10 protein-coding genes are annotated in these 12,054 nt (G+C 59.0%); all 10 read right to left on the bottom strand.

The annotated features are described in order from the left end of the window. Positions 1–11: 11 nt before the first annotated feature. The 10 genes from purF to asd all read right to left on the bottom strand — a co-directional run bounded on the left by purF (position 12) and on the right by asd (position 12,047). Positions 12–1,520, bottom strand: a complete 1,509-nt coding sequence (gene purF, locus RHP75_RS07650) for an amidophosphoribosyltransferase (RefSeq protein WP_090252254.1) — start codon at positions 1,518–1,520, stop codon at positions 12–14. Positions 1,521–1,565: 45 nt separating this feature from the next. Further along, positions 1,566–2,120: a CvpA family protein gene (locus RHP75_RS07645; RefSeq protein WP_090384421.1), complete on the bottom strand. Its 555-nt coding sequence runs from the start codon at positions 2,118–2,120 to the stop codon at positions 1,566–1,568. Between the two features lie 148 nt (positions 2,121–2,268). Next, the gene (locus RHP75_RS07640) at positions 2,269–2,877 is read right to left on the bottom strand and encodes an SPOR domain-containing protein (protein WP_311091212.1); all 609 of its coding nucleotides are present in this window, start codon (positions 2,875–2,877) and stop codon (positions 2,269–2,271) included. Beyond that, positions 2,861–4,168: a bifunctional tetrahydrofolate synthase/dihydrofolate synthase gene (folC, locus tag RHP75_RS07635; protein WP_311091211.1), complete on the bottom strand. Its 1,308-nt coding sequence runs from the start codon at positions 4,166–4,168 to the stop codon at positions 2,861–2,863. The genes RHP75_RS07640 and folC overlap by 17 nt, the downstream gene beginning before the upstream one ends. Beyond that, positions 4,165–5,049, bottom strand: a complete 885-nt coding sequence (gene accD / locus RHP75_RS07630) for an acetyl-CoA carboxylase, carboxyltransferase subunit beta (protein ID WP_311091210.1) — start codon at positions 5,047–5,049, stop codon at positions 4,165–4,167. The genes folC and accD overlap by 4 nt, the downstream gene beginning before the upstream one ends. Positions 5,050–5,264: 215 nt before the next feature. Continuing rightward, entirely contained in the window at positions 5,265–5,885 is a 621-nt protein-coding gene (locus RHP75_RS07625) for a phosphoribosylanthranilate isomerase (protein ID WP_311091208.1), read from the bottom strand. Between the two features lie 51 nt (positions 5,886–5,936). Beyond that, positions 5,937–6,803, bottom strand: a complete 867-nt coding sequence (gene truA, locus RHP75_RS07620; RefSeq protein WP_311091207.1) for a tRNA pseudouridine(38-40) synthase TruA — start codon at positions 6,801–6,803, stop codon at positions 5,937–5,939. Positions 6,804–6,806: 3 nt separating this feature from the next. Beyond that, positions 6,807–9,626, bottom strand: coding sequence for a FimV/HubP family polar landmark protein (locus RHP75_RS07615; protein ID WP_311091206.1), 2,820 nt, complete (start codon positions 9,624–9,626; stop codon positions 6,807–6,809). Positions 9,627–9,780: 154 nt separating this feature from the next. Beyond that, entirely contained in the window at positions 9,781–10,791 is a 1,011-nt protein-coding gene (locus RHP75_RS07610; RefSeq protein WP_311091204.1) for an aspartate-semialdehyde dehydrogenase, read from the bottom strand. Between the two features lie 143 nt (positions 10,792–10,934). Continuing rightward, positions 10,935–12,047 carry an aspartate-semialdehyde dehydrogenase gene (gene asd / locus RHP75_RS07605; RefSeq protein WP_311091203.1) on the bottom strand — a complete coding sequence of 371 codons (1,113 nt, stop codon included), beginning with the start codon at positions 12,045–12,047 and terminating at the stop codon, positions 10,935–10,937. Positions 12,048–12,054 lie beyond the last annotated feature (7 nt).

Genomic DNA, 12,054 nt, shown 5'->3' with positions numbered 1-12,054 from the left:
CGGACTGCAACCTAGTTGTTGTACAGGTCAATAATCGCGCTGACGGCCTGGGACTTGACCTTGGAGGCATCGTTGCGCGCCTGCTCGATCTTATCCAGGTAGGCCGCGTCGACATCGCCAGTCACGTACTTACCGTCAAACACCGCGCAGTCGAAGTTGTCGATCTTGATCTTCTTGCTGCCACTGACCGCCTCGATCAGATCTGGCAGATCCTGGTAGATCAGCCAGTCGGCGCCGATCAGCTCGCACACTTCCTCGGTGGTGCGGCCGTGCGCAATCAACTCATGGGCGCTGGGCATGTCGATGCCGTACACGTTCGGGTAACGCACCGCTGGCGCGGCCGAGCAGAAGTACACGTTCTTCGCTCCAGCTTCGCGGGCCATCTGGATGATCTGCTTGCATGTGGTGCCACGCACGATGGAGTCATCGACCAGCATCACATTCTTGCCGCGGAATTCCAGCTCGATGGCGTTGAGCTTCTGCCGTACGGATTTCTTACGGGCAGCCTGGCCCGGCATGATAAAGGTACGACCGATATAACGGTTCTTGACGAAGCCTTCGCGGAACTTCACGCCCAGATGGTTGGCCAGCTCCAGCGCCGCAGTACGGCTGGTATCCGGAATAGGGATAACCACATCGATATCGTGCTGCGGACGCTCACGGAGGATCTTGTCAGCCAGCTTCTCGCCCATGCGCAGGCGCGCCTTGTACACCGAGATGCCATCCATGATCGAATCCGGGCGGGCCAGATAGACATGCTCAAAGATGCACGGAGCATATTTCGGGTTCGCCGCGCACTGACGGGTGAACAGCTTGCCTTCCTCGGTGATGTACACCGCTTCGCCCGGTGCGAGGTCGCGAATCAGGGTGAAGCCGAGCACGTCGAGCGACACGCTTTCCGAGGCGATCATGTATTCCACGCCTTCGTCGGTATGACGCTGACCGAAGACGATCGGGCGGATACCGTTAGGGTCGCGGAAGCCGACAATGCCGTAACCAGTGATCATCGCGACTACCGCGTAACCACCCAGACAGCGCTCGTGCACATCGGTCACGGCGGCGAACACGTCTTCTTCGGTGGGCTGCAGCTTGCCGCGCTGGGCCAGCTCGTGAGCGAACACGTTAAGCAGCACTTCCGAATCAGAGTTGGTGTTCACGTGGCGCAGGTCAGACTCGTAGATTTCCTTGGCCAGCTGCTCGACGTTGGTCAAGTTGCCGTTGTGCGCCAGGGTGATGCCATACGGCGAGTTGACGTAGAACGGCTGGGCTTCGGCCGAGCTGGAGCTGCCCGCAGTCGGGTAGCGCACATGGCCAATGCCCATATGACCGACCAGGCGCTGCATGTGCCGCTGTTGAAACACGTCACGCACCAAGCCGTTGTCCTTGCGCAGGAACAGGCGGCCATCATGGCTGGTGACAATACCGGCAGCATCCTGGCCGCGGTGCTGGAGGACGGTGAGCCCGTCATACAGCGCCTGATTGACGTTCGATTTACCGACGATACCGACAATGCCGCACATGTGACGCAACCCCTACTCAATGAAACACGATGATTCGCAATGCACTTACGGCAGTTTAGGCTGCTGCAGTGCCTCTTTGAACGGTAGCTCCACCGGCGCCGTAACGCCGCTGGCCAGCCACTCACTGGACAGACCCAAGATCAGGTTTTTCGACCAGTCAGCAACCATCAGGAAATGCGGCAGAAGTGCTGACTCCTGCCACCAACTGTCTTGTTGCACCGGAGCCAGGCTGATCAGCCCGACCAGCACCACAACTAGCAGGCCGCCGCGCGCCGCGCCGAAGACCATGCCGAGAAAACGATCAGTCCCCGACAGCCCGGTCACCCGGATCAACTCACCAATCAGGTAATTGACCAGGGCACCGACCAACAGGGTGACCACAAATAGAATCGCGCAACCTGCAATCACGCGCGCCGAGGGCGTCTCGATAAAATCCACCAGGTGCTGCGACAGTGCACCGCCGAACATCCAGGCGACCACGCCAGCAATAATCCAGGTAAGCAGTGACAGGGCTTCCTTGACGAAGCCTCGGCTCAGACTGATCAGACTTGAAACGGCGACAACGGCGATAATCGCCCAATCGACCCAGGTGAATGCCACGATGCAGGTTACCGACGAGAAAGGCGCTGCATTTTAGCAGAGCACCTGCGCGGGGCGTAAGCAAAGGATTCGCCAACCGCTGAAATGCCCGACCAGCCTAGTGGCGGCCCAGGCAACTCGGCTTGGCGAGGCACGCCAAGCCGCTTGCTCAGCCCGCTTCGGGCTGAAAACGCACCACAAAACCATTGAGTTTGTGCTGACGATTAAGCTGATCGCGCAGGCGATCCGCCTCGGCACGCTCGATCAGCGGCCCGACAAACACCCGGTTCATCCCATCAACGCTGCGGATATAGGCGTTATAGCCCTGAGTGCGCAGGGTTTTCTGCAGCTTCTGCGCGCCATCGCTGCTGGACAGACTTGCCAACTGCACCGACCAGCTTATCGGCAGGCTATTGACATCCAGCTTACCCGCCGCAGGTTGAGGCGGCGCTGTCGCAGGCTCAGGTACTACAGCCGGTGCGGCTGGAGTGATTGGTGCGGACGGTTGCTCGGCTACAACAGGCTCGCTTGGCTCCAGGCTTTGCGCAGCCTCGGCACCAATCGGCTCATCGGGCAATATTTGCGGCTGGGGAACGGCCACCGGCTGCAGTTCAACCTCAGGGGCCTCAGGAGCCGCAGGCATTGCCGGTGCATCAACCTGAACCCGCTGCGACTCATCTTCACGCGACAGTAACATCGGCAGGAAAATCACTGCCAGCGCCAGCAGTACCAACGCACCGACCATGCGCTGCTTCAATCCCTTATCCAGCAAAGCCATCCTGCACGCCCCCATTGGCTTGGCGGGCCAGCCAATCCAGGGCCTCGGCCACGCAGTAGAAAGATCCAAACAGCAGCACTTCATCACCATCCGAAGCCTGCTCACACTGAGCCTCAAGCGCGGCCCGCACACTGGCATAACCAACGACCGGTGCCCCGCAGTTTTGCAGATGCGCCTGCAGCTCGGTGGCGGCCCGCGTACGGCTGGTCGACAAAGCCGCCACCGCCCAACTGTCCACTTCGCTCAGCAAAGGCGCCACCACACCGGGCAGGTCCTTATCAGCCAGCAAACCAAACACGGCCAGCCGTTTGCCTGACAACGCCCGACTAGCCAGGCGCTGCGCGAGATACTCGGCAGCATGGGGATTATGCCCAACATCGAGCAGCAGCGTGAGTGACTTGCCTTGCCAATTAAGCATTCTGCGATCCAGTCGCCCGGTCACTCGGGTCTGCTGCAGCGCCTGGCTGATCACATCAGGCTGCCAGGGCAATTGCATCACTGCATACGCCTGCAGAGCCAGAGCAGCGTTTTCCATGGGTAGGTCGAGCAGCGGCAAGTGGGCCAGCTTCAGCACTTCGCCTTGATGATTGAGGCCGTACCAGGACCAATCCTGCGCATTCAGACTCAGGTCATAGTCACGGCCACGCAGGAAGAACGGAGCGTCGAGCAACGCCACTTGATCTAGTAGAGGCTGCGGGGGCTCAAGATCGCCACACAGAGCGGGTTTTCCGGCACGGAAAATACCGGCCTTCTCGAAAGCGACCGACTCACGGGTATCTCCCAGCCAGTCGGCGTGATCAATGCCGATGCTGGTAACCAGAGCGACATCGGCGTCCAGTAGATTCACTGCATCCAGACGCCCGCCCAGTCCAACTTCCAGCACCAGCGCATCCAGGCCAGCTTGTTGGAATAACCAGAAGGCGGCCAGGGTGCCCATTTCAAAATAGGTCAGTGAGGTGTCACCACGCGCGGCCTCAACCACGGCGAAGGCCTCACAGAGCATGGCATCAGTGGCTTCGACGCCCGCAATCTGCACTCGCTCGTTGTAACGCAACAGGTGCGGTGAGCTGTAGACACCGACTTTGAGACCCTGGGCCTGCAGCAGCGAAGCAATAAATGCACAGGTCGAACCCTTGCCATTGGTTCCGGTGACGGTAACCACATGCGGCGCCAGCTTGGACAAGCCAAGACGCTGCAAAACGATCCGCGAGCGCTCCAGCCCCATATCAATGGCGCTGGGGTGCAGCTGCTCCAGATAGCTCAGCCAATCGGCAAGGGAGCGCTCGGTCATGCAGTCGCCGGCAAGGCTACAGGCGACGGCAGCCCCATCAGCTGAGCCAGCAAACGCGCGAGACGCGGACGCAGTTCAGCGCGGTGAATGATCATATCGATGGCGCCGTGCTCCAACAGGAACTCGCTGCGCTGGAAGCCTTCCGGCAGCTTCTCGCGCACGGTCTGCTCGATCACACGCGGGCCAGCAAAGCCAATCAGAGCGCGGGGCTCGGCAACAATCACATCACCGAGCATGGCCAGACTGGCCGACACGCCGCCATACACCGGGTCGGTCAGCACGGAAATAAACGGAATGCCTTCTTCGCGCAGCCGCGCCAATACGGCCGACGTCTTGGCCATCTGCATCAGCGAGATCAGCGCTTCCTGCATACGTGCGCCACCCGATGCGGAGAAGCAAACCAGCGGGCAACGCTGTTCCAGAGCGGCATTGGCGGCGCGGACAAAGCGCTCACCAACAATGGCGCCCATCGAACCACCCATAAAGGAGAACTCGAACGCGCAAGTCACAATCGGCATACCTTCCAGGGTGCCGCGAATCGACACCAGGGCATCTTTCTCGCCGGTCTGCTTTTGCGCGCCTGCAAGGCGATCCTTGTACTTCTTGCTGTCGCGAAACTTCAGACGGTCAACCGGCTCAAGATCGGCGCCCAGCTCTTCACGTCCGTCAGCATCTAAGAAGATATCCAAGCGCGCACGGGCATCAATGCGCATGTGGTGATTGCACTTGGGGCAAACATCCAGGGTCTTTTCCAGCTCAGGCTTGTACAGCACCGCATCACAGGACGGACACTTGTGCCACAGACCTTCAGGCACCGAACTTTTTTTGACCTCGGATCGCATGATCGATGGGATCAGTTTGTCTACCAACCAGTTGCTCATGCTCTTGACTCTCCAAAGCTGTTAACCGGACGGGCTGCGCTAAATGCGACCAGGCCTAACCGGGAAAATTCATGGGTACAGTCGCTTCAGGGGCCGGTGAAGCTATCCGCAGTACACACCCGCCACCTCAAACGCCCGCCTGCAGCGTTTATCCAACCTGCAACAGGGGTATGGACGGCCAAGCCGGCAGCGTCGTCACATCAAGCCTGTGCACCTCAAGCAGTCTTTACCGCCTGCATAAAAGCGCGAATCTTCTCAGCATCCTTGATGCCCTTGGCCTTCTCCACGCCACCACTGACATCGACGGCATAGGGACGCACCTGAGCGATGGCCTGTGCAACATTCTCAGCCGTCAGGCCGCCTGCCAGAATAACCGGCTTGCTCAACTCTTGAGGCACCAGCGACCAATCAAACGCCTCCCCCGTCCCCCCCGGAACACCTGGCACATAGGTGTCCAGCAGGACACCACTGGCATTCTTGAACAGCGCCACCTGCGCAGCAATGTCATCGCCCGGTTTGACGCGTAACGCCTTGATATAGGGGCGATGGTAACCATCACAATGTTCCGGAGTCTCATCGCCATGGAACTGCAGCAAATCCAGCGGCACGGCGTCGAGAATCTCACCCAGCTCACAGCGACTGGCATCGACAAACAGACCTACCGTGGTCACAAAGGGCGGCAAAGCAGCAATGATCGAGCGCGCTTGCTGCAGCGTGACCGCGCGCGGGCTCTTGGCATAGAACACCAGACCAATCGCATCAGCACCCGCCTCGACAGCCGACAATGCATCCTCTATGCGGGTAATGCCACAAATCTTGCTGCGAACGGCTGACAACAGGAGAACCTCGATAAATTCAGTGGAAGCCGGATGCTAGCAAATAGCCTTTCAGGCGTCAGCCGCCACATCCGGCAAGCCGGAAAGAAAGTGCGGCCCCAAGTAACGTTTGGGCAAGTCGAACTCCTCGGGGTAATCAACCTGCACCAAATACAAACCATAAGGGTGCGCAGTCACTCCACCGGTACGTCGCACACGGGTTTCCAGTACTTCCTGTGCCCACTCAACCGGCCGCTCGCCCGCGCCAATGGTCATTAGCACCCCGGCGATATTGCGCACCATATGATGCAGAAAGGCATTGGCGCGGATATCCAGCACGATAAACCGTCCGTGCTGCAATAACTCGAGGTGATGCACCGTTTTGATCGGCGACTTGGCCTGGCACTGACGAGCACGGAAGGCGCTGAAATCATGAGTACCAATAAATGCACGGGATGCCTGACGCATGCGTTCGACATCCAGCGGCCGATGATTCCACGTGACCTCTTCGGCCATATGTGCCGGGCGAATCTGGTCGTTATAAATCACATAACGGTAACGCCGCGCCTGGGCACAAAAACGCGCATCAAAGTGCGCCGGCATCGACTTGGCCCAGGTCACGCTGATATCGCCGGGCAAATTCATATTCGCGCCCATGACCCAGGCATGCATGGAACGCTCGATCGGTGTATTGAAATGCACAACCTGGCCACTGGCATGCACTAGCGCATCGGTACGCCCGGCGCAGCTCAGGGTTACGGGAACGCCGCCAGCGACTTTCGCCAGGGCTTTTTCCAGCGACTCCTGAATTGAAGGCACACCGGCACGCTGACGCTGAAAACCGCGATAGCGCGAACCTTTGTACTCGACACCCAGGGCTATCTTGAAAACGCCAACGGCAGCCGAGTCGGCTGCCGTTGTAGTAAAACCATCAGACATGTATCAAACCAATTTAGCGATCAGCTCACGCGCTTCACTTTGCTGACCTTCGTTACCTTCGGTGATGACTTCATCGAGGATATCGCGAGCACCTTCGGTATCACCCATGTCGATATAGGCGCGAGCCAGATCGAGCTTGGTTGCCGTCTCGTCAGTACCCGAGAGGAAGTCGAAGTCATCGTCATTATCCATGCTGGACGTGGCGGCACTGGCCGGCTCATCCAGGCCAGCTGGCTGATCCAGGTCATCAGACAGCAGGTCCAGTTCAGCGCTGACTTCATCCAGTTGAGCAGCAAAACTGTCGCTTGATGGCTGAGCAGGCGCCTCTTCATTCAGCGAAAGATCGAAATCAGCCGACAGATCAAAATCACCGCTCGCCTGCTCATCCGGCAGATCAAAACCTGGCTCAGCCACAACCGGCGCTGCACTTGGCTCATCATCCAGGCTTAGCAGGAAGTCATCTTCGGCAGCTGCCGCAGGCTTGTCCGGAGAATCCAGATCCAGACTGAAGTCAGCCAGATCACCACTCAGATCAAGACCACTGTCGCTGCTTTCAGGCAGGCTCAGATCAAAACCCAGGTCGTCATCCTTGCTGTCGGCTTGCTCAACTGGCGAGCTAAAGTCCAGATCATCATCCAGAGACAAACTATCCAGATCATCCAGCGAAGCAGTGTTACCAGCAGCCTGCAGATCACGATCCAGTTCAGACTCAAGGTCATCCAGGCTCAGATCGAATGCATCGTCCTGATCGCCAGTGGCGGCTTTCGGGCTAGGCTCGTCCAGGGCCAGATCATCCAGACTGAAGCTGTCTAGATTCTCTTCAGCAGCCGCTGCGGCGGCCAAGCCAGCGCCGGCCGCAACTGCCATAGCTGGATAGCGGGCCTTGATCTGATCAAGCTCGGCAGCACTGCCACCAATCTCACGCAGCTCGCTGTCCTGACGGGCAAAACCATTACGGTCACCCATCTCGGCATAGACTTCCATCAATTTCAGACGCAGATCACTGCGCTGCGGCTCATCATTGATGGCGCCTTGCAGCAGTTCAGCAGCCTGAGGGAAGCGGCCATAGGCAATGTAGATATCCGCCTCACCCAGCGCATCGCCGGTTTGCGCAGTCACGCGCTCTTCGCTAGGCAGATCGGCTTGCTGACCATCCAGATCATCAGCCATGCCAGCAAAGCTGTCATCCGGCAGGTCCAGACCAGCACCCAGATCGGACGAACCTTCATCAGCAGCCAGACTTTCCTGCAATTCGGCTTCTTTCAGCGCATTGCGGCGCGACAGCATCATCAGCGCAACCAGCAATACCAGAAGCGCACCGCCACCTGCAGCACCCAGCAACATCGGATTGGCCAGCAGATCATCAATAGCGCTGCTTTCAGCCTGCGGCTCGGCCACTACAGGCGCTTCGACAACAGGGGCAGCAGGTGTGACCGGAGCAGGCTCGGGAGCAGCAATCGGAGCAGGCTCTACCGCAACAGGCGCTGCGGCCTCCGGCTGAACAGCCGGCTCTTCGCTGTAATTAAAATCTGTCTCGCCGGTTGCAGCTGGCACAACCGGCGCCGCAGCCGCTGGATCTTGTGGCGCAGCTTCAGGAGCTGGTTCAACTGGTGCGACCGGGGTTTCAGCTACAGGAGTTTCTGGGACCGCAGGTGCAACAGCAGGCACCTGACCTTGCGCAGCGAGATCAGCCTGCAGCTTGGCCATCTGGTCGTCTTTCAACTGGATCAGACGCTGCAGCTTGTCGAGCTGGCTCTGCAGATCTGTCATGCGGCCTTTCAGCTCATCGTTTTCACGACGGCTGGAATCCAGGCTTTCCTGGGTCACGGCCAATTTGTCAGTCAGCGCTTTGCTGTCGGCAGCACCCTTGTCACTGCCGGCAGTGGCCTTGCCACTGTCAGCAGCAACCAGTTTCAGGCTATCGCCAGTTTCAACCTTGGCTGGCGTCGCGGCGGCGCTGGTGCGCTTGGTGGCATCCAACTGGCGAGCGCTGGCGGCAACACTGCGACCTTCGCGCCAGGCGGCATTCTGCTCGGCAACTTGGGCAAGGGCTTCACCCTGAGCCCGGCTCTTGACCTGCTGCTCATCAGGCAGGCGCAGTACCTGACCACTTTTCAGGCGGTTGATATTGCCGCCGATAAAGGCATCCGGATTCAAGTCCTGGATCGCCAACATGGCCTGATGCACGCTACCGCCAGACCGCGCACGCTGGGCAATTTCCCAGAGCGTGTCGTTGGCAGTGGTTTTGTATTCATTGCCTTCCAGCGGTTTGGCAGCTGGGGCAGCAGGTGCTGCTGGAGAGACCGGCTGAACCGCAGCAGTTGCTGGGCGCGGCGCAGGTGCTGGAGTCTGTACGCGGGGCGCTGGGGCCGGTGTTGCTACAGGCATCTGCGCGGTGGCAGGGATAACGCTCTGTGGGGTATACAGCGGCGGATCCAGCAACAGGGTGTATTCACGCAACAAACGGCCATTCGGCCAGAGCACCTCAACCAGGAAGTTCAGGTACGGCTCACGCATTGGCTTGCTGGAGGTAACCCGAATGACGCTCTTGCCATTGGCTTTAAGTACCGGGGTGAATTTCAGATCAGTCAGGAAAAACTGACGATCAACGCCGGCTTTATTGAATGCTTCCGGGGACGCCAGGGTCGGTATTACTTCGTTGGAAGCCAGGTCACGCACTTCCAGCAACTCAATCTCAGCCACCAGCGGCTGATTGAGCGCCGATTGCAGGGTCACCTCACCCAGCCCCAGCGCGTGCGCCATACCGGATGACAGCGCCGAAGCAGCTGCGATTGCCAGCACCAGTTTGCGAACCCGAACCATAGCGTTATCCCTTGTTTTATCTTTTTTTCTCGACCAGCGAGAGGATCTTGAAAATTGCTGCCTGCCCCGCCCGAAGACGCAACCCCATTCAGCAATCAACTCAGCCAGTATTGCCAAGCTCGAAAGATTCTTCAAATTTCTAGGTAAGTATCTTTTACAGATAGTGTTTTATCAACAACTCGGCTAATTGCACAGCATTTAGCGCTGCGCCTTTTCTCACGTTATCAGACGTAATCCACAAATTGAGTTCAGCTGGATCAGCCAAACCGGCGCGGACTCGGCCAACATAGACCACATCCTGGCCAACTGCGTCGCCGACCGCAGTCGGATAATCATCCAATTCCACCAATTCCAGAGCCGCTGCGGCGTCCAGAGCTGCGTACACCTGCTTCAGATCGACGGCCGACTCGGCCTGCAGCGAAACACTCAGACTGTCGCCGAAAAACACGGGTACCTGGATGCAGGTCACTGCAATCTGCAACTCAGGCAACCCCAGCAACTCCTTGAGCTCGTCAGCCACTTGTCGCTCCAGCCCAGCATGCCCGGCAATATCAGTCTGTTCGACCTGTGCCAGCAGATTGAAAGCCATTTGCCGATCAAACAGCTGCGGCTCGAATGCTCGACCATTGAGCAGCTCGGCGGTCTGCCGCGCCAACTCTGAAACCCCTTCACGTCCGCGGCTGGAGACCGCCAGGCAGGCGGTCACGGTTACTCGACGAATGCGGACAGACTCAGGTAACGCCGCCAGCACAGCGGCCAGCGCAATACCCGGAGCACTTGGGCTGGTCAACACGTAGGGAGCGGCCAGGCTCGCCAATGCTTCAGGGTTGACCTCGGGAATCACTCGTGGCGCCTGCGCAGCGGGCAAACCGCTAGCCAGATCAATCACTGCGCAGCCAGCCGCAGCAGCTTGCGCGGCATATTTCTGCGTCACCTTGCTGCCAGCAGCGAAGAACACCAGCCGCACACTGGCAAAATCAAAGGTTTCCAGATCACGTACGCGCAGGTTCTTGCCCTTGTAGGACAAGGAGCGTCCGGCCGACTCACCACTGGCAACCAGATGCAGATTAGCCACGGGGAACTCGCGCTCCTCTAGCAGCTGCACCAGGGTTTCGCCAACGCTGCCGGTGGCGCCAATTACGGCAAGATCAAAAGTACGGGTCATGGCAAGGCTCGAATAAATAAGCCCAGCACTGTATAGCTGCCCCCGCCAAATGCAAAGGAGCGGACTACTGGACGCTCGATTTGACTCGAATGTCCAACAGCCCGCCCCTTTAGACGGCGTGCTTGCGTATCAGCGCAGCGCGATTAACGCTCCAGCAGGATGCGCAGCATGCGCCGCAGCGGCTCGGCCGCGCCCCACAGCAGCTGATCACCAACAGTGAATGCGCCCAGGTATTGCGAGCCCATGTTGAGCTTACGCAGACGACCAACCGGCACGCTCAGGGTACCGGTTACAGCAGTCGGGCCCAGTTCGCGGATGCTCGCTTCGCGCTGGTTCGGCACCAGTTTGACCCAAGGGTTGTGCTGGCTGATCAGACCTTCGATGTCCGACAGCGGCACATCCTTGTTCAGTTTAATGGTCAGCGCCTGGCTGTGGCAGCGCATGGCGCCGATGCGCACGCACAGACCGTCGACCGGGATCGGGTTCTTGAAGCGGCCGAGAATCTTGTTGGTTTCCGCCTGGCCCTTCCATTCTTCACGGCTCTGCCCATTTGGTAGTTCCTTGTCGATGTAAGGAATCAGGCTGCCGGCCAGCGGCACGCCGAAATTGTCGACCGGGAACGACTCACCGCGCATGGCTTCGGCCACTTTGCGGTCGATATCCAGGATGGCGCTAGCCGGGTCGGCCAGTTCTTCAGCCACGGAAGCGTTGATCGCGCCCATTTGCTTGATCAGCTCACGCATGTTCTGCGCACCAGCACCGCTGGCCGCCTGATAGGTCATGGCACTCATCCACTCGACCAGGCCAGCTTCGTACAGACCACCCAGGGCCATCAGCATCAGGCTGACGGTGCAGTTGCCGCCGATGTAGTTCTTGGTGCCCGCATCCAGCTGCTGATCAATCACCTTGCGGTTGACCGGGTCGAGCACGATGACCGAGCTGTCATCCATACGCAGCGACGAGGCGGCATCGATCCAGTAGCCCTGCCAGCCAGCTTCGCGCAGTTTGGGGAAGACTTCGTTGGTGTAGTCGCCACCCTGGCAGGTCAGAATCACGTCCAGGCTTTTCAGCTCGTCAATGCTGTAGGCGTCCTTCAAGGGTGCCGTTTCCTTGCCAATAGCGGGGCCTTGGCCGCCGACATTGGAGGTGGTGAAGAACACTGGCTCGATCAAGTCGAAATCCTGCTCTTCCAGCATGCGTTGCATCAGCACGGAACCGACCATGCCGCGCCAACCGATCAGACCTACACGTTTCATAACCACT

The sequence above is a fragment of the Pseudomonas sp. SG20056 genome, assembly GCF_031764535.1.
GTDB lineage: Bacteria > Pseudomonadota > Gammaproteobacteria > Pseudomonadales > Pseudomonadaceae > Aquipseudomonas.
This window is presented reverse-complemented; position numbering and strand designations above follow the sequence as displayed.

Bases quoted from the DNA above. Each gene is read 5' to 3' on its own strand.
- RHP75_RS07610 (WP_311091204.1), bottom strand. From the start codon at position 10,791: ATGACCCGTACTTTTGATCTTGCCGTAATTGGCGCCACCGGCAGCGTT.
- RHP75_RS07640 (WP_311091212.1), bottom strand. From the start codon at position 2,877: ATGGCTTTGCTGGATAAGGGATTGAAGCAGCGCATGGTCGGTGCGTTG.
- folC (WP_311091211.1), bottom strand. From the start codon at position 4,168: ATGACCGAGCGCTCCCTTGCCGATTGGCTGAGCTATCTGGAGCAGCTG.
- purF (WP_090252254.1), bottom strand. From the start codon at position 1,520: ATGTGCGGCATTGTCGGTATCGTCGGTAAATCGAACGTCAATCAGGCG.
- RHP75_RS07615 (WP_311091206.1), bottom strand. From the start codon at position 9,626: ATGGTTCGGGTTCGCAAACTGGTGCTGGCAATCGCAGCTGCTTCGGCG.
- accD (WP_311091210.1), bottom strand. From the start codon at position 5,049: ATGAGCAACTGGTTGGTAGACAAACTGATCCCATCGATCATGCGATCC.
- asd (WP_311091203.1), bottom strand. From the start codon at position 12,047: ATGAAACGTGTAGGTCTGATCGGTTGGCGCGGCATGGTCGGTTCCGTG.
- truA (WP_311091207.1), bottom strand. From the start codon at position 6,803: ATGTCTGATGGTTTTACTACAACGGCAGCCGACTCGGCTGCCGTTGGC.